This is a genomic window from Massilia sp. DWR3-1-1 (genome assembly GCF_049898325.1).
GTDB lineage: Bacteria > Pseudomonadota > Gammaproteobacteria > Burkholderiales > Burkholderiaceae_D > JAFCUW01.
Genome location: NZ_JAFCXL010000005.1, coordinates 193112 through 211825 on the forward strand (window position 1 = coordinate 193112; position 18714 = coordinate 211825).

Annotated in this window: 10 protein-coding genes and 1 pseudogene; 6 read left to right on the forward strand and 5 right to left on the reverse strand. The window is 68.5% G+C overall.

Annotated features, from left to right (window positions below):
- Positions 1 to 6: 6 nt before the first annotated feature.
- On the forward strand, positions 7 to 2832 hold the full coding sequence (locus tag ACP7EY_RS07445; RefSeq protein WP_426192001.1) for an ATP-binding protein: 2826 nt from the start codon (positions 7 to 9) through the stop codon (positions 2830 to 2832).
- A gap of 55 nt (positions 2833 to 2887) precedes the next feature.
- Here the strand turns inward: ACP7EY_RS07445 and ACP7EY_RS07450 are convergent, their stop codons facing one another.
- The gene (locus ACP7EY_RS07450) at positions 2888 to 3397 is read right to left on the reverse strand and encodes a hypothetical protein (RefSeq protein WP_426192003.1); all 510 of its coding nucleotides are present in this window, start codon (positions 3395 to 3397) and stop codon (positions 2888 to 2890) included.
- Positions 3397 to 4023, reverse strand: coding sequence for a hypothetical protein (locus tag ACP7EY_RS07455; protein ID WP_426192005.1), 627 nt, complete (start codon positions 4021 to 4023; stop codon positions 3397 to 3399). The genes ACP7EY_RS07450 and ACP7EY_RS07455 overlap by 1 nt, the downstream gene beginning before the upstream one ends.
- 30 nt (positions 4024 to 4053) lie before the next feature.
- Between ACP7EY_RS07455 and ACP7EY_RS07460 the strand changes: the two genes are divergently transcribed.
- A complete protein-coding gene (locus ACP7EY_RS07460) occupies positions 4054 to 6507 on the forward strand; it encodes a prolyl oligopeptidase family serine peptidase (protein ID WP_426192007.1) in 2454 nt (817 codons plus the stop codon).
- 101 nt (positions 6508 to 6608) lie between these two features.
- Entirely contained in the window at positions 6609 to 6770 is a 162-nt protein-coding gene (locus tag ACP7EY_RS07465) for a hypothetical protein (protein ID WP_426192009.1), read from the forward strand.
- On the opposite strand, the gene ACP7EY_RS07470 is transcribed toward ACP7EY_RS07465, so the two are convergent.
- Positions 6771 to 7199, reverse strand: coding sequence for a rhodanese-like domain-containing protein (locus ACP7EY_RS07470; RefSeq protein WP_426192011.1), 429 nt, complete (start codon positions 7197 to 7199; stop codon positions 6771 to 6773).
- Between the two features lie 88 nt (positions 7200 to 7287).
- Here ACP7EY_RS07470 and ftrA point away from each other — a divergent pair.
- From ftrA to ACP7EY_RS07485, 3 genes and pseudogenes are all read left to right on the forward strand, one after another.
- A pseudogene (ftrA, locus tag ACP7EY_RS07475) lies at positions 7288 to 8214 on the forward strand (transcriptional regulator FtrA); the annotation flags it as partial.
- A 114-nt stretch (positions 8215 to 8328) separates the two neighbouring features.
- Positions 8329 to 9132, forward strand: a complete 804-nt coding sequence (locus ACP7EY_RS07480) for an alpha/beta fold hydrolase (protein ID WP_426192108.1) — start codon at positions 8329 to 8331, stop codon at positions 9130 to 9132.
- A gap of 291 nt (positions 9133 to 9423) precedes the next feature.
- Entirely contained in the window at positions 9424 to 12270 is a 2847-nt protein-coding gene (locus tag ACP7EY_RS07485; RefSeq protein WP_426192013.1) for a bifunctional diguanylate cyclase/phosphodiesterase, read from the forward strand.
- A gap of 81 nt (positions 12271 to 12351) precedes the next feature.
- Here ACP7EY_RS07485 and ACP7EY_RS07490 read toward each other — a convergent pair whose 3' ends face one another.
- Positions 12352 to 16794 (reverse strand): translocation/assembly module TamB domain-containing protein, encoded by a 4443-nt coding sequence (locus ACP7EY_RS07490; protein ID WP_426192015.1) that lies wholly within the window; start codon positions 16792 to 16794, stop codon positions 12352 to 12354.
- Positions 16794 to 18665: an autotransporter assembly complex protein TamA gene (locus ACP7EY_RS07495; protein ID WP_426192017.1), complete on the reverse strand. Its 1872-nt coding sequence runs from the start codon at positions 18663 to 18665 to the stop codon at positions 16794 to 16796. The genes ACP7EY_RS07490 and ACP7EY_RS07495 overlap by 1 nt, the downstream gene beginning before the upstream one ends.
- Positions 18666 to 18714: the final 49 nt, after the last annotated feature.

Here is an 18714-nt window from a genome sequence, read left to right on the forward strand (position 1 = left end):
GTACCCATGTTCCACATCAAATCCCTCGAGCTGGTCCACTGGGACTACTGGCAGCGCATCAAGAACATCCCGCTCGACGCCAAGATCATTACCATCGCCGGCCAGAACGGCTCCGGCAAGACCACCTTGCTCGACGCCCTGCGCACCCTGTTCGGGCTCGATTGCTCGATGGGCCGCACCTATAAACACTATGCGCGCCACTCGGGCCAGCAGACGGCGTGGATCCGCGCCGTGGTCGACAACAAGACGGTGGGCCGGCAGCTGTCGAACCGCCCGTTCCGCAGTTCCGGCTTTTTCAGCGACGACGAAGTGACGCTGTTTTGCCAGATCCAGAAAAACGGCGGCGACTGGAAGCGTCAGTACCTGATGCGACCGGGCAATATCCAGATCGAGGACGTCACCGAGGCGACCGACTGGCTGGGGGTGGAAAACTATCGCAAGCGCCTGGCCAACGCGGGCCTGTCGCCGGCGATGGCGAAAGTGCTGGCGCTCGAGCAGGGCGAGACCGATAAACTGTGCGAATATGCGCCGCGCCAGCTGCTCGACCTGGTGTTCCAGGTGTTCGGCGACAAGGAGGTGCTCGACGCCTACGACGAAGCCAAGCGCCACCAGCGCGACACCGAGACGGAGCTCAAGCGGTTCGAGACGGAACTCGAAGCGTCGCGCACCAACCTGGAAGGCCTGCGCCTGCGGGTGGCCAATTACCACCAGTGGGAAGACCTGCACAAGGAGCGCCGCAACCTGCTCGAGGAAGTGCTGCCCAGCCTCGAATACCACGAAGCGCGTGAAAAAGCGGGCGCCGTCAGCCGCCAGCTGCGCGACGCGCGCCGGCCGATGGCGGTGGCCGACTCGCAGCTCACCGACAAGCGCAACGCGGTGGCCAACCAGGCGCGCTTTCACAGCGACGCCCAGGAACAGGAAACCCTGCTCGAGCGCGAAGCGACGGCGCTGGGCAGCCGGCTGGCGCAGATCAACGGTAAACTCAAGCCCCTCGACAGCCTGCTCGAGCAAAAAGAACGCCTGCACAAGCTGGCTGCCGAATCGGGCGCCGACATCGCCGAAGTGACGGCGCAGCTGGCCACCCGCGAAGGGGAGCTGGCGCGCCAGAAGCAGGCCAGGCTGGCCATTTCGACCCGCATCGCGGGCGACCGCGCCACCATCTCGGCCCTGCAGGGCAAGAGCGCCATGCCCGAGCCGGAACCGGTGCGCGCCATGCGCCGCGCCCTGCGCGAGGCGGGCATCGGCCACGCCATGCTGTCCGATATCGTCGAGGTGACCGACCCGAAATGGCAGGGCGCCGTCGAAGGCGTGCTCGGTGGTTACGCCTCGGTGGTGCTGCTGGAGAAAGCCAAGGACGCGCCGGCCGCCTACCGGCTGGCCGAGCAGGAACGCTATCGCCACTTCATCGTGCCCGATTGCGTCACCGCGCCCGTGCGCAAGGACGACAGCCTGCTGGCGGTGGTGCGCTTTTCCAGCGACACCCCGGCCTGGCTGATCGAGCAGCTGCAACGCATCGAGCGGGTCGAATCGGTCGATGCCGGTGTTAAATCGGGCAGCGACGAGTGGATCACCCCGGACGCCTACCACCGCGAACGGCGCGGCGGACGCTCGCTGTTTGTCGAAGCATCGCGCTACCGCTTCGGCGACGCCGGCCGCAGCGGGCGCCTGGACGCCCTGCAGCGCGCCATTCCCGGCCTGGAAGCGCAGGAAGACAGCCTGACCCTGACCATCTCCAGGCTGGCCGCCGAAACGGGCCTGTTAAAAGCGCGTATCGCCGGCGTCGATGCCGCCAAGGAGCTGGCCGCGCGCCAGGAAGAATTCGACGAGGCAGCCTTGTCGAGCGTGCCCTTGAAGGCCGAGCGCCTCGAAGTCGGTTCGCGCCTGGGCGAGCTGCAAGGCTTGACCAAGGCGGCCACGGTGGCGCGCACGCGCGCAGACACCACCTGGCAGAACGCCCGCATGGCGCTGGCCGAAGCGGAAGCGGGCCTGCGCCTAGGCTACAAGCGCCAGATCGAGCAGCGCCACGAACACGCCGTCGCCCTGGTGGCGCTGCGGCGCGCCTGGCGCCACCTGCCGCACAGCTGGCGCCGGCCGGCGCGCCGCGCCGCGCTGGTGTCGGAACACCAGAACAGCCACCAGGTCGACCTGCGCGTGACCTCGCTGCAGCACAGCCTGGCGCGCGAAGACTGGGAGCTCGACGCCACCGTCATCGACCAGCACCAGCGCCTGGCCGACCAGCTGCACGGCCGCCAGAGCGAAACCGACGAGCGCCGCTACCAGAACAACCGCGCCATCGAAGCGACTGGCAACGCGCGTTCGGCCTACATGGACCGGCTGCGCTACACCATCAAGACCTACAGCAAGAACATCAAGGAGCTGGGCGAGCTGGCCGGCATCGACGTCCACGCCGACCCGGTGCGGCTCGAGAACGACGACGTGCAGTTGTCGCAGGCGGGCCTGCACGTGCGTTTCAAGTTCGACGGCAAGGACCAGATCGGCATGAACGACGGCGAAGCGTCGGGCGGCCAGCAGGTGATGAAGTCGCTGGTGCTGCTTATCGGTTTGCTGAAATCGGAAGACGGTTCGGGCGGCTTCGTGTTCATCGACGAACCGTTCGCCCACCTCGATATCCGCAATATCCAGCTGGTCGGCGAGTTCCTGAAAAACACCGAGGCGCAGTACCTGATGACGACGCCGCTGACCCACAACACCGACGTCTACGATCCGTCCGAGCTGACCCTGATCACCAGCAAGAAGAAGAAGGACACGCAGTGGGCGCAGCCGATCTTTGTGCTGCAGCGCCGCCTGGCGCCGCAAAAAACCGCGGCGTAATCGGACGCGCAACGGCGACGGGGCCAGGCACGGCGTGCCTGGCCCCGTTTTTCATTCAGCGGCCGATGGCCTGGCGAATCCGGTAGCGCCACAGCGCCAGGCCGGCGCTGATGGTGCCGAAGTAGCCGCCCGTCACCCCCACCGCCAGCATCGTCAGCAGGCTGTCGGTAAAGCGCGGGGTGGGCGTGGTGCCGCCCTGGTTGGCGTACATTTCGAAGCCGATATACAGGATGCGCGCCGTGAACAGCATGGCGATTACGATGCCCAGCCGCGCCGGCGGCGTGAAGTAATAGCCTTCCTCCGTCTGTTCCAGGCGGGTGTGCCGGAACGCCCAGACGCCGTAAGCGACGCCGGCGGCGCAGCCCAGCGCCAGCCAGCCCAGCATCGGCAGGCGCCGGAACAGTTCCGACGCCGGCACCAGGACCATGGCGGCGAACACCCCCAGCCCGGTCCAGTGGCGCGACACGATCGAGCGCTGGCGCGCCATTGCCGTGCGCAGGCGCGAATAGATGCGCCACACGAGGAAGGGCGTCAGGACCAGCAGGGTGAGGGTGGTGATGTTCATCAGTGGGAGTCGGTGAGCGAGGCGGCGCGGCGCCAGCGCAGGATGCCGGCGGCGTAGCTGGTGTAATAGCCGGCCAGGATGCCGAACACCAGCAGGGTCAGGGGGCTGCTGGCGAAATCGTCCGGGCGGGCCACCCCGGCGACATAGAATTCGTAGCCGCGGTAGAGCAGTCGGCCCAGGAACAGCAGCGACACCAGCACGCCGATGTGGGCGCTGGGGGTATAGAAAAAATCGGCGCCGATGCGCTCGTAGACGGTGCGGCGCAAGCCGATCAGGCCCAGCACCACGCCGATCGCCACCCCACCGGCCATGCCCGCCAGCGACAGCGGGTGGGCCAGCGCCATGGTGCCGAGCACCACCAGCAGCAGCGGGAACAGCACCACGCCGATCCAGTGACGCCACGCCTGCGAGCGCTGGCGCACCATCAGGCGCTTGATGCGCTGGTAGACGCGCCATAGCACAAAGGGAATGATGACGGCAGCAACGATCGGTTGCGGGATGACCATGGCGGTTCCTCGGGTGGTGTCGAGCAGGCGCGCTCGCAGGCGGTCATTGTAATCGAAGGTTTTGGCGGCGGCGATGGCGGGTAGTGCGCTGTTGACTTTCCACCGGCGAATGCGCACCATGCTGTCACTCAAACGCTTATGAAAGTCGCCATGCGCAAACGCCTGCCTTCCGTGCCGCTCGCCCTGTCCCTGCTTGCCGCCGTGCCCGTCCACGCCCAGTACCAGCTGCCGCCAGCGCCCTTGCAGGCCATCGTCGACGCCCCCCGTGCGCCGGGCCTGAGCCTGTCGCCGCGGCGCGACCTGGCCACCATGGTCGCCACGCCGGCGCTGCCGTCGATCGTCGAAGTGGCGCAGCCCGAACTGAAGCTGGCCGGCCTGCGCATCAACCCGCGCACCTATTCGCCCAGCCGGTTCAGCTTCGGCACCGACCTGACCCTGCTCGACATCGCCACCCAGCAGCCGCTCGCCATCAAGGGCCTGCCCAAGCCGCTGCGCCTGGCCGACATGGCCTGGTCGCCCGACCAGCGCCATCTCGCGTTTACCCATGTGAATCTGGCCGACAAGGGCAATGGCGCCCAGGTCGAATTGTGGGTGGTCGACATCGCCACCCGCGTGGCCCGTCGCCTGACGGCCCAGCCCATGTCGTACGTGAACGGCAGCGGTTTTAGCTGGCTGCCCGACGCCAGCGGCCTGCTGGTGCAGCTCAAGCCGGCCAGGCTGGGCAAGGCGCCGCCGCTGACGAGCGTGCCGTCCGGCCCCAGCACCCAGGACAGCGATCCCGCCGGCGGCGCGCGCCAGTTGCGCACCTACCCGGACCTGCTGAAAAATGAAACCGATTCGCGCGTGTTCGAGCATTACGCCACCGTGCAGCTGGCGCTGATCGACCTGGCCGGCAAGACCCGGCTGGTGGGCGCGCCCGACCTGTTCATCGGCGCGCGCCTGGCGCCGGGCGGCAAATTCATTCTCACCCAAGCGCTGCAACGGCCGTTTTCCTACATCGTGCCGGCCTCCGCTTTCGCCCGTCGCGTCGACGTGCGCGATTTGACCGGCAAGCCGGTGCACCTGGTGGCCGAACGGCCGCTGGAAGAGGGCCTGCCGCCCGGGAATGACGCCGTCTCGGCCGGCGTGCGCGACGTGTCGTGGCGCGTCGATGCGCCGGCCACGCTGGTGTGGGCCGAAGCGCAGGACGGCGGCGACCCCGCCAAGCCTGCCGTGGCCGACGTGCGCGACATCGTCTACGCCCAGGCCGCGCCGTTCACGGCCGCGCCGGTGGTGCTGGCCAAACTGGCCAGTCGCTACAGCGGCGTGCAGTGGGGCCGCGGCGACCTGGCCCTGCTCAATGAAGCCTGGTACAAGACGCGCGCCGTCAAGACCTGGCGCATCGCCCCCGACCAGCCGGGCGTGGCGCCGCAGCAGGTGTTTGCATATTCGGCGGAAGACCGCTACAACAACCCGGGCCAGCCGGTGACCCAGCCCGACGCGGCCGGCTTGCCGCGCCTGCTGATCGGTGCCGACACCAGCATCCTGCTCGACGGCGCCGGCGCCTCCAGCGAGGGCGACCGCCCCTTCATCGACCGCCTCGACCTGGCGACCATGAAGAAGGTGCGGCTGTTCCAGAGCGCGCCGCCGTACTACGAAAACCCGATGGCGGTATTGAGCGCCGACGGCAAGCGCTTGCTCACCACGCGCGAGTCGCCCACCGAACGGCCGAATTATTTTATCCGTGACCTGGGCAAGAGCGCCGACGCGCAGCTGACGGCGCTGACCAGCTTTCCCCATCCCACGCCGCAACTGAAGGACGTGCAGAAAGAGCAGATCCGCTACAAGCGGGCCGACGGCGTTGATCTCACCGCCACCCTGATGCTGCCGCCGAACTACGAGCCAAAACGCGACGGCCCGCTGCCGCTGCTGATGTGGGCCTACCCGCAAGAGTTCAAGAGCGCCAGCGCGGCCAGCCAGACCACCGGCTCGCCGTACCGCTTCAACGCGGTCAGCTACTGGGGGCCGGCGGCCTTCCTGGCGATGGGCTACGCGGTGCTCGACAATCCGTCGATGCCCATCGTCGGCGCCGGCGACGCCGAGCCGAACGACACCTATCTGCCGCAGCTGATCGCCAACGCCGAAGCGGCGGTCGACGAGGTGGTGCGGCGCGGCGTGGCCGAGCGCCACCGCATCGCCGTCGGCGGCCATTCCTACGGCGCTTTCATGACCGGCAACCTGCTGGCCCACACGCGCCTGTTCAAGGCCGGCATCGCCCGCAGCGGCGCTTACAACCGCACCCTCACGCCGTTCGGCTTCCAGTCGGAAGAGCGGCCGTTCTGGAAGGCGCAGGCGGTGTACCAGGCGATGTCGCCGTTTAATAACGCCGACAAGATCAAGGACGCCCTGTTGATGATCCACGGTGAGCAGGACAACAACAGCGGCACCTTCCCCATCCAGAGCGAGCGCATGTTCCAGGCCGTCAAGGGCCTGGGCGGCACGGCGCGGCTGGTGATGCTGCCCAACGAGAGCCACGCCTACCGGGCGCGCGAATCGATCATGCACATGCTGTATGAAACCAACAACTGGCTGGAAAAGTACGTGAAAAACGCCAAGGCGCCGTAAGGCGCGCGGGGCGGGCGCCACCGGCGCCTGCCCCGATCCTGTCGGACATGAACGTCCCGACAATCATGCTAAGGTCATGCTCTACATCCCAGGAGAGAGCCATGAGCCCATCGACCATCGAATTTCACCGCGCCCCCGATCCCGTGCCCGCCGACGAGCCGTCGCCGGAGCCGTTCGACAATCCCCATCCGCACCATCCGCCCGTGCACATGCCGCAAAACGACGACCCCGTGCCGGACCCGAATCCGCAAGTGCTGCACTGATCACCGGGTCGCGCGGGCGCCGGTGGCCAGCGCGAAGCCTTCGTCGAGCCAGCCGGTGACGCCGCCGATCATCAGCTTGACGGGCCGGCCCAGCCGCGCCAGCGCCAGCGCGCCGCGCTGCGCGCCGTTGCAGTGGGGCCCCGCGCAGTAGACGACAAACAAGGTGTGCGGCGGGTAGGCGCGCAGCTTGACGTCGACGATTTTCCCGTGCGGCAGGTGCAGCGCGCCGGGCAGGTGGCCGTGCGCGTACTGCGCCGCGCCGCGCACGTCGAGCAGCACGAAATCCTGCGCGCCGCTGGCGATGGCGTCGTGCACATCGGCGCAATCGGTCTCGAACGCAAAGGCGCTGGCGAAGTGGCGCAGTGCCTGGTCGGCGGGCGCGGCGGGCGTGGATGAAACGGCTGAAACGGCTGAAACGGTGTGCGTCATGGCGGGCTCCCTGCAAAGCGTGATGAACAGCCGCCAGTGTGCACCGCCGGGCCGCTGCTCGAGCGACAGAAACTGCTAACATCCTGCCATGCCCCACCTTGTCGCCATTCTCGCCTACGACGGCCTGTGCACCTTCGAGTTCGGCTGCGCCGTCGAGCTGTTCGCGCTGGCGCGGCCCGAGCTGGGCGTGGCCTGGTACGAGCATGCCGTCTGCGCCGTCGATGCCGGTCCCTTGCGGGCGGCCGGCGGCTTCACCGTGCAGGTGGCGCACGGCCTCGAGGTGCTCGCACGGGCCGGCACCATCGTCATTCCCGGCTGGCGCGACATCGACGAGGCGCCGCCGGCGGCCCTGGTCGACGCCCTGCGCGCGGCGGCGGCACGGGGCGCGCGCCTGTGCGCGATCTGTTCGGGCGCCTTCGTGCTGGCCCATGCGGGGCTGCTCTTTGGGCGCCGCGCCAGCACCCACTGGCGCTATCTGGACCAGTTGGCCGCCCGCTTTCCCGCGCTGACCATCGACGGCGCCGCGCTGTACGTGGAGGACGGCCCGATCGTCACCTCGGCCGGATCGGCGGCCGGCCTCGACATGCTGCTGCACCTGGTGCGCAGCGACTTCGGCGCCGACATCGCCAACCGGGTCGCCCAGCGCCTGGTGGTGCCGGCCCAGCGCGATGGCGGCCAGGCGCAACTGGTGCAGCGGCCGATGCCGGACTTGATCGACAACCGCATCGCCCGCCTGCTCGACTGGCTGCGCGAAAACCTGCGCCTGCAGCACACGGTGGCTTCGATCGCGCAGCAGGCATGCATGGCGCCGCGCACCTTGCAGCGCCAGTTCAAGGCGCGCACCGGTTCGACCCCGCTGGCCTGGCTGGTGCGCGAGCGCGTCCAGCTGGCGGCGCAGTTGCTGGAAAATCGGCCCGATATCGGCATCGACGCCATCGCCGACCTGGCCGGCCTCGGTTCGCCCGCATCGTTGCGGCGCCACTTCAGGGCCAGCGCGCTGGCACCGCCGGCAGCGACCCCACTGACCCCACTGACCCCACCTGCCATGAAAGCCGCCATGATTGATCGTGTTCGCAGTGTCTGTAATGTCCGCACTATTCGCCTTGCCGCCGCATCGATGCTGGCAGCGATGGTCGCCGCCACCGCCAGCGCGGCCAGCGCGCCGGTCGAATATGCCTACGGCGCCGACCCCCTGCAAAAGCTCGACGCGTGGCGTGCGCGTGACGGTGCGCCAGCGCCCTTGCTGCTGTTCGTCCACGGCGGCGGCTGGCGCCATGGCGACAAACAATCGGCCACCGGGGCGCAACTGGTCGAGCACTTCACCGGCGCCGGTTACGCGTTTGCGTCGATCAATTACCGGCTGGTGCCGGGCGCCACCGTCGAACAGCAGGCGGCCGACGTGGTGGCGGCGATCGCCTGGCTGCGCGCCAACAGCGCCCGCCTGGGCATCGACGCGAGCCGCATCGTGCTGATGGGGCACAGCGCGGGCGCGCACCTGGTCGCGCTGGTCGGCACCGACCCGCGCTACCTGGCCGCGGCGGCGCTCACGATGGCCGATCTGCGCGGCGTCATTGCGCTCGACGGCGCCGCCTACGAGGTGAGCGGCCAGATCGCCCAGGCCGGCCCGCTGATGCGCCGTACCTACCTCGACGCCTTCGGCAGCGACCCCGCGCGCCAGCGCGCCTTGTCGCCCACCTGGCAGGCGGCGGCGCCGAACGCGCCCGCGTTCCTGATTGTTCACGTCGACCGCGCCGACGGCAAGCAGCAATCATCGGCGCTGGCGAGCGCGCTGGCGCAGGCAGGCACGCCGGCGCAAGTCGAAGCGGTCGGCGGCGCCGGATTGCGCGGCCACATGGATTTGAACAAATCGATGGGCAGCGCCACCTTTCCCGCCACCGCCGTGGTCGACGCGTGGTTGCGGGCCTTGCCCTGAACCTGCATCGCCCACGCGCACGTCGCGACCGACTTCCCCCTCCTGCCGGGACAGGCTCTGAGAGTGCGCCGAGAGTCTGTCTCAGCGGAGTCTGACTGCAGCGACCAGTTGGGGGGGGCAATGGTGGCGCGGGCGTCATAAATGGTCACATCCGTGTAACAATACCTGTCGCAAACCGCGCTGCATGGGCCGCCTTCAGCCATAATGCAGCGGCGCAGGCAGGCGCCCGATCATGTGTAGGCGGGGCAATGCCGGACCTGGCTGAATGTACTGATACCCCTTCGGATACCCATGCAAACCGAACCCCGTGCTGCCGCTGCCGTCCATGACGCCCCCCCCGGTTCTGCCGCCCGTGCCCGCCGGACGGTGCCGGCCAGCGTGCTCACTGCTCTGGTGCTGGGCAGCCTCGTGACGGCTTTGCTGAGCGTCCAGACATACCGACTGGAAACGGAAAAATCCAATAGCCAGTTTGCCCGGCGCGCCGAGCTGCGCATCCGCCTGTTCGAGCACAGTGTCCGTCGCGCAGTCGAGCAACTGCAAAACGTCAACCGCTTGTTTGCCACCAGTCGCGTGCCCATCAGCGAGGCGCAGTTTCACGAAGTGGCCGGGCCGCTGCTGGTCCAGCAATCGTTCATTCGCAGCTTCGTCTTTCATCGCTACGTGATGCCGGCAGAACGCGCGCGCTTCGAGGCGGCGATGCGCGATGCGCATCCGGGCTTTACCATCAGCGAGGTTCGCGACGGCAAGCTGCAGCCCACCAGCACGCCCGGGCCGTGGCTGGTGGTGCAGTATTACGAGCCCCTGCCGGGCAACGAAAGCGTCCTCGGCTACGATGCCTGGTCCAACCCCCAGCTGCGCCAGGCCACCGAGAGCGCCATCGACAGCGGCCAGCCGCGCGCGAGCGCGCCCCGGCAGTCGGTGCTCAGTTCGCGCCAGCGCGGGGTCGAGGGCAAGGTGTTTGCCGTCCTGATGCCCCTGTACCGGCGCGGGGAAGCGCTCGATACGGCGGCGGCGCGGCGGCAGGCGCTGATCGGCGAGAGCATGGCCGGTTTTCACGCCAACACGTTTGCGCGGCAGGTGTTCGACCATGCCGGCCTGCTCAACACGCCCGACACACACATCAATATTTACGCCGCCGCCGCGCCCGACGAAGCGGCCCTGGTGATGCGCTACGGCGCCGCGCCGCCCCGGGCGCCGGCACTGGCGGGCCTGCTGAGCCCCGCCGCCACCGTCAGCACGGCGAAAACCTTCGATTTTGCCGGCACGCCGTGGCTGATCGTCGTCTCGCGCGAGCGGCATGGCCTGCTGGCGGACCATGGCAGCGCCCTGATCGTGCTCGGCGCCGGATTTGCGCTGACGCTGCTCAGCGCGGCCTATCTGAGGGTGGCGGCGGCGCGCGCACGCCTGATCGAGGCTACCGTAAAAATGCGCACGGCGCAGTTGCAGCTCACCAGTAGTGAACTGCAACTGCGCAATAGCGCCATCGAAGCGAGCGCCAACGCCATTTTTATCACCAGCGCGCACGCCCCCGCTTACTGCGTCGAGTATGTCAACCCGGCATTTACCCGCATCACCGGCTATGCCGCGCAGGAAATCATCGGCCAGCCCTTCGGCCTGCTCGACGGTGCCGACGTCCACCAACCGGGGCTGGCGCAGTTGCGGCAGGCGATGGCGGCGCGCCGGCAGGCCCACACCACCGTGCGCAGCTACTGCAAGGACGGCAGCATGTACTGGAATGACATCAATGTGGCGCCGGTGCGTGACGACGACGGCCAGGTGCGCCATTTTGTGCACGTCAATTACGACGTCACCGAAACCCGGCGCTACCAGGAGCAGCTGGAAATTCGCGCCAACTTCGACCCCCTCACGGGCCTGGCCAACCGCAACCTGCTGCAGGACCGCGTGCAGCAAGCCATTTGCTACGCCTCGCGACTGCAGCGCGAAGTGTGGGTCGCCTTTATCGACCTCGACCGCTTCAAGTTCGTCAACGACAGTGCCGGCCACCGCTATGGCGATGCCCTGCTCAAGATGGTGGGCGAGCGCATCGATGCCGTGGTGCGCGCCGCCGACACCGTCGGCCGCCTGGGCGGCGACGAATTTGTCGTGGTGCTGCCCCAATACGAGGTCAATCCCATGACGGTGGCAGTGATCGAACAGGTGCTCGCCCGCATGGCCGCGCCGTTCCAGATCGAAGAAAAGGAATTCTTTGTCAGCTGCAGCATCGGCATTTCCGTCTTCCCCCACGACGGCAAGGGCAGCGAAACCCTGTTGATGCACGCCGACCGCGCCATGTACCGCGCCAAGGAAATGGGGGGTAACAATTACCAGTTTTTTTCAGCCGAGCTCAACACCCGTAGCGCGGCGCAGCTACGCATCGAAGGGGCGCTGCGCCATGCGCTGGCGCGCCAGGAGTTACTGCTGCACTACCAGCCCCAGGTCGATCTGGCCAGCGGCGCCATTGTCGGCGCCGAGGCGCTGCTGCGCTGGCAGCATCCCGAACTGGGCATGGTCATGCCGGGCGATTTCATCGGACTGGCCGAGCAAACCGGCCTGATCGTTCCGATCGGCGCGTGGGTGCTGCGCAGCGCCTGCCGGCAGGGCGCCGCGTGGGAGCGCGCCGGCATGGGCAAGCTGCGCGTCGCCGTGAACCTGTCGAGCATCCAGTTCAGCCAGCACGACATTGCGCAAACGGTCGCCGAGGCGCTCGCCGAGAGCGGGCTCGATCCCCGCTGCCTGGAAATCGAACTGACCGAGGGCATCGTCATGCAAAACGTCGAGCGCACCATCAGCACGCTGCATCAGCTCAAGGGGCTCGGCGTGCAAATTTCGCTGGACGACTTCGGCACCGGCTACTCCAGCCTGGCCTACCTGAAGCGCTTTCCCATCGACGTGATCAAGATCGACCAATCGTTCGTCCGCGATATCGCCAACGACCCGGACGACGCCCTGATCGTCATCTCCATCATCACCCTGGCGCACAAGCTGCGCCTGAAGGTGATCGCCGAAGGGGTGGAAACCGCGGCCCAGCTGGCCTTCCTGCGCGACAATGACTGCGACGAGATCCAGGGCTATTATTTCAGCAAGCCCCTGCCGGCGCCCGCCATCGGCGCCATGCTCGCCCAGGGCAAGCGCCTGTGAGCGCCGCGCGCGATCCGTCAACGGCGCCCGGCAAGCGTCATCCATCGCCCTCGACTTTCTCCGACCTGCCGGGATCGGTTTTTAGTCAAACGCCCAAGAATAAAGCACGTCAAACGCCGTATTGGTCCCCGCCTGCACCTGGAATGACACGCGCGGATTGAGCTTGTAGCGCAATTTGACGAGGCTCGATGCCGTCGACGCCCCCTGCTCGAAACTGAGGTACGTGCGCGACGAGATCTTCTTGCCCACCGTGAGGACGGTGCTTTCCAGCCCCTTCGCCTGCGACACGCCCAGTTCATCGACACCGAGCGAATTGGCCAGCCGCGACTGAAAGCCGCCGCTCTTGCCGCTGCCGCCCAGCAGGGCGCCGGCGGCGGCCGACAGCACGCCCGTCTCGTTGCCCGAGGTGCCCTCGAGGCCGTGACCGAGCACCAGCCAGGCCAGCTTTTCGCTGTCCGGCACGGTCGGCGTCGACACCAGCTTGGCCGCCGGCGCCAGCGCGCTGCCGCGCACTTCCACGCCCGCTTCGACGTTGGTGTCGGTGAGCTGCTCGCCCTCGGGGCGCTTGCGCACGGCGAGGATGTTCAGGCCCGGATTGTCGTACGGGCCATTAAACGTGATCACGCCCCGTTCGATCGCCAGTTGCTGGCCGTAGGCGGCATATTTGCCCTCGACGACGCGGATGGTGCCGTTGATGCGGGGCGTGCGTCCGCCCGCCACCCGCACCCGCACCGCGCCGCCCAGCTGCGCATCGGCGCCCATGCCGCGCAGGCGGAAGGCGTCGCCCAGGTCCGCTTCGATGTCGACCGACAGCGGCATCGACGGCGCCGCTTCTTTCGCCACCAGGCCCTTCTTGTCGCGGCCCAGCACGATGACGTCGTCCGACAGCGTCGGCCGGCCTTGCGGGGCCAGCTCGATCAGGGCGCGGTCGGCCTTGAATTTGCCCGTCAAATCGAAGTGTTTGGCGTCGCGCACCAGCGTGCTCTGGCCGCTGATGACGACGGTGCGGTCGGGCCGCGACAGCACCTCGAGCTTGTCGGCCACCAGTTTCAGGTTCATGGTCGCTTCGCCACCGGCAAAGCGCACGGCGCCATCGGCCACGGCGCGGCCCTGCTGACCGTCGAAGCTCAGGCGCTGCAGCAGCAACTGGTCGCCCGCCAGTTGCGCACGCAGCTGGCCGTTTCTCAGCTTGACGCCCTGGTCGGCCCAGCGCACGGCCAGCGCGTCGCCGCTGACGCTGCCCGTCAGGGTGGGCGCGCCCACCGTGCCGGCGCCGGCCAGGTTCAGTTTCAAGGTGCCGTCCATTTCCAGCGCCGGCTGGCCCGTCAACGGCGCCATCCAGGCGATCGAGCCCATGTCGGCGCTCGCTTGCAGGCGCAAGGGGCTGTCGTTGCCGAGGCGGCCATTGAGCATGCCGGCGGTGGCGTCGACACGCGCCTTGCCCAGTTTTGTACCGTCGATGTCGAGCTGCATGCGCAGCGCGCCATTGGCGACGTCGGCGCGCGCGTCGAGCTTGCGCAGGCCCAGCACCACCGGCACTTCGCTGCCGGCGACCAGGTCGCCCTTTTCGCGGAACACGTGCAGGGCGCCGTTGAGGACGGGGGCGGCGCCGGCGACGGCCGGGGCGAGCAGGTCGAGCGACCAGTCGGCGCCCAGCGTCAGGTCGCCGGCGACGTTGTCGCGCATGCCTTGCGAGAACTGCGCCAGGTAGTTCAGGGGCACGCCGGTGGCGGCGCCGCGGCTGACCCAGCGTCCGCCCGTCTTGTTGAGCGAAGCGATCGTCACGCTGCCCTGCGGCAGCTTGATGACGGCATTCGACAAGGCCACCAGGTCCGGCCGGGCCAGACCACCGAAGCCGCTGCCGGCGGGAGCGGCCAGCTTCAGGGGCGCCGGCGCCGCCAGCGTCATGGCGTAGCGGCCCTTGTTTTGCAACTGGTCGATGACGCCGGACCAGGCGTTGTTGTTCCAGCCGCCGTGCGCGGCCAGGGTGGCCTCGACGCTGTCGGCGCGCACGGCCAGAGTCAAGGTGTGCGCGCCGCGCGTGCCGCCCGTTTGCAGGCGCGCGCTGGCGACGTGGGTGTCGCCGCTGGCAAACTCGACGATCTCGATGTCGCTGGCGACGGCGTCCGCCGCACCTTTGCCGTTGCCGACACTGGCGCTGGCCTTGACACTTTTAAGTGCATATTTTCCCATCAGGCGCAGGTCCTGGCCGGCCAGCGCCAGGCTCAGGGAAGGCGCTTGCAAAGTGCCCGAGAGCTTGCCCGAACCGCGCAGGGCGCCGCCATAACCGGGCCCCATCACGCCCAGCGCGCCGGCATCGAGGCGCCAGTCGAGCACGTCGCCCGGGGCGCCGAAACTGCCCTTGGCCGCGAGCACGTTCGGGCCCAGGTGCAGGTCGACGTCGGCCTTGCCGACGTGGCGCTGGTCGGCCGCGATGCTGGCCGTGCCCCACAGGGGCGCGTTCGACAGCGTCGAGTCGGTGATCTTCAGATCGAGTGCGCCGCGCAGTGCGGCGCCGGCGCGGCCGTTCACGGCGAACTCGCCGTTGATGCTGCCCGTCAGGGGCGAGCCGAAAGCGGCCGGGTTGAACTTGCGGGCCGTGCCGCTGGCCTTCAGATCGACCGCGCGCGCGCTGCCTTCGACGGCCGGCGCCAGCGCCGCTTCGCCGCTGGCGTGCAGGCTGCCGTTTTCCAGCTTGCGCGTGGCCGCCACCCAGCCCAGGCCATTGGCATCGACGACAAACGTGGTGCGCGGCGCGGCCATGCTGCCCGTGACGACGCCACTGGCCTTGACCGCGCCGTACAGATCGCTCCTGGCGGCCGACAGCTGCTTGCCGTCGACATTCCAGCTTAACTGGTCGGCGGCGCCGCCGAACGCGCCTTTCAGCTCGACCGTGTTCTGGCCCAGCGCCAGGCTGGCGACGATGTCCTTGATGCGGGTCGCGTCGGCCACCGCGCTGCCCTTGCCCGACAGCGGCTGGTCGAACAGGCGGCTCGGGCGCACCGTGAAACTGGTGGCCACGCGCCAGGCGGGACTGAGCTGGCCGGCCGCGTGCAGGTCGGCGTTCAGGTCGGCGGCAGGGTAGGCGCCGAACGCCGCCGGATCGAAGCGGCTGGCGCTGGCGTCGAGTTTGAATTCGCGCGCGTCGAGCAGGCTGGCGCTGCCCTTGAGTTCGACCACGCCGCGCCCGGCCACCAGCCGGGCCTGCTCGATGGTGAGCAGATTGTCGCGCAGGGCGGCGCGGGCGTCGAGCCGCAAGCCGCGGTCGGCCAGGGTGGCGACCAGGGTTTGCGTGTCGCCCGCATTGCTCACCTTGATGTCGCCGGCGATCCGGGTCGTGTTCATCGTGCCGTGCAGGCCCTTCAGGTCGAGCCGGTCCGTGTGCAGCGCGAAGGCGGCGCTGCCCAGGCCCGTGTCGTCCTTGCCGCGCGCGACGACGCCGCTGCCGGTGAAGCTGCCGGCGGCGCCGAAGTCGACCAGCACGTCGCTGATGTCGAGCTGCGCCAGGCTGCCCGACAGGGTGCCGCGCATGGCGCGCAGCGGTAATTTCTGCTGGTCGATGGTGCCGGCCGGTCCCGTGTTATCGAGCACCACCTTGCCCGCCACCACGCGCCTGGCATCGACGCTGGCGTCGATGGTGACGGCCAGTTTGGCCGTCGGCAGGGCCGGATTGAAAAAGCCGGGATCGATGTCGCGGCCCTCGATGTGCATGGCGCGCAGGGGGATGGCGTCGAACGGCGACAGCGAAAAACTGCCCTTGCCGACGGCGGCGCCGGACTGCCCGCTGGCGGCCAGTTCGGTGGCGCCAAGGTCGCCCGTGGCGCGCAGGTTCAGTTGCGCGGGCGCCTGGCCGGCGGCCACCTTCAATTGCGTCAGGCTGGCCTTGGCGTCGAGCTTGAACGGGCGCGCGGCGGCAATGGTGCCATCGGCCTTGACCAGCCCGGCGATGGTGACGGCGCTGGCCTCGCGCAAGGTCCAGGCCTGCTTGCCGCCGTCGAGTTTGAAACGCACGTCGCTGATGTCGCTGCCGGCGCTCTGGCCGATGCCGATCATCGTCACTTTGGCCAGGCGCGCATCGGCAATCGACAAGTTGAACGGCGCCGCCAGCGAGGTGGGCATGGTGGCCGCTTCGCTCTCCTTGAGCGCGCGCGTGGTCAGCTGCTTGACGTACAGGCGGTTGATGGCCACGCCCTTCGACAGGTATTGCAGCGGCGACCAGGCGATGTCGATGTTGTCGGCCTCGATCCGCTGGGTGGGGCTGTTGAACACCAGGTGGTCGATGTGCATGGCGCCGTACAGCGAGCCGGACACGCCGGTGATGGCGATCGCGCCGCCGCTCGAGGTAGCGATGCGCTGGGCGACCGATTGCAGGGTCGATTCGCGCCCGCCGTACCAGTAGGCGCCGGCGGCGATGGCCGCCGTGATGGCGGCGGCAATGGCCAGGCGGCGCGGCCAGACGCGTCCCCGTGCAGGGGGCAGGGCCTTGCCGGCCGGTGGGTGGGGAGGAGGTTCGCGCAGCGCCATCAGAAGGTAAATCCCAGCGAAAAGTGCAAGCGCACTTTTTTGACGGCGTGGCCATAGGCGACGTCGACGTTGATCGGACCGACCGGCGAGCGCCAGCGGGCGCCCACACCGTAGCCGGACTTTGGATGGAGCTCGCGCACGCTGTCGGCGGCGTTACCGGCATCGTAGAAGAACGCGATGCCGTACGGCGGCTTGAACCAGTACTGGTATTCGGCGCTGGCGCTGGCCAGGTAATGCCCCGGCACGATGGCGCTGCCCTGGCGGATGCCCAGTTCCTGGTAGGCGTAACCGCGCACCGACTGGTCGCCGCCGGCGCGGAACAGGAAGGTGCTGGGCACCCCGGCCTTTTCGCGCGAGGCGACCGCACCTGCTTCGCCGCGCAGGATCAGGGTGCCTGAAGCGCCCACCGGGCGGTAGTTGACGATGCGGGCGGTGGCCCGCAGGAAGCGCTCGTCGGTGAGGATCGGCAGCACCGCGCCGCCCAGCTGGGCATTGAAGGCATAGCCGACGGTGGGCGAGAGCAGGTTGTCGAGCTTGCGGCGGGTGATGCTGTACGTGAGCGGAATGCTCTTGCTGGTGGTGGTGGGCTGGCCGTCGACGTTGCGCAATTCGTTCAGGTATTCGAGCGTGACGCTGTGCTCGAGCAGGGGCGTGCCCCAGGCGCGCTTGGCCGCCACCGTCGACACGCTGGTGCGCTCGCCCTGCAAATCGGTGCGCTCGAAGCCGGCGCCCACACTGTCGCTGTAACCGCTGGCCGTGGTGGGCCAGTAAAAATCGCCGCGCGCGCTCTGGCGCAGGCTTTCGAAAATGAGCGCGCTCTTGAAGCGCAGGCCGAATACGGCCAGGTCTTCATAGCTGAGCTGGGCGCGCTTGCCCGTGTTGGTCGACAGGCCCAGGCCGGCGGTGACGTTCTTCTGCTTGTTTTCCGTCACCCGCACCAGCACCGGGGTCGTCACCAGGCCGCTGGGGCGCACGCGCGGCGCGGCCGGCGCCTGCTGCTCGTCGGTCAGCGCTTCAATGTTTTCGTCGAGCAGGGCGCTCATGTCGGCCGACACTTCGACGCCGCTGAAGTAGCCGGTGTCCTGCAGCTTGGCCTGGAAGGCCTGCAAGGTCGCTTCGCTGTAGTCCTCGCCAGGCTTGATGGGATTCAAATTGGTGATGATGACGGCGGGGTAGCGCTTCAAGCCCTCGATGCGCAGCTCGCCCAGCTGCACGGCGGGGCCGCTGTCGAGCACCACCTTGAGCTGCGCGGTCAGTTTTTCGGGATCGACGATGGCCTGCGACTCGACCAGCTGGGCGCGCGGATAGCGCACCTGCATCACCTGGCGCAGCAGGCCGCGCTTGGCGCCTTCCCAGTCGGCCGTGCGAAAGCGCTGGCCGGGCGGCAGGGCCCAGCGCGCGCGCAGGGCGTCGGCGTCGAACCTGGCAACCTGGTCGGCCACCGGCTCGAAGCCTTGCAGCAGCAGGTCGATGTCGCTCACCAGCACCGGCTGGCCCGGCACCACCGTCACGCGCGCTTCAGGGATGCCGCGCGCGGCGTCCAGTCCGGCCGTCACGGTGGGCGAGTAATAGCCTTCGGTGGCCACCAGCGTGCGCACCTGGTCCGGGGTGTTCTTGATCAGCCGCTGCAGCTGGTCGCGGTCCAGGCGGGCGTTGCCGCGCCAGCGCACCAGGTCGAGATTGTCCTGCAACAGCTCTTCGAGTGCGCCGGGAGCGTCGATGCGCACCGTGTAGGTCAGTGGCTGGGACGCCGGGGTGCTCACGGCGACGGGCGCGCTCGCCGTGTCCTGGGCCAGCACGGCCGGGGCGATGGGTAGTGCGCACACGGCCAAACCGATCTGTGCCAAAATTCGAGGTCGTGCGAAAGCCATGGTGCTCCATTCGGGAAAATGCTGAGGCATCTTACCGGAACGGGGGAAA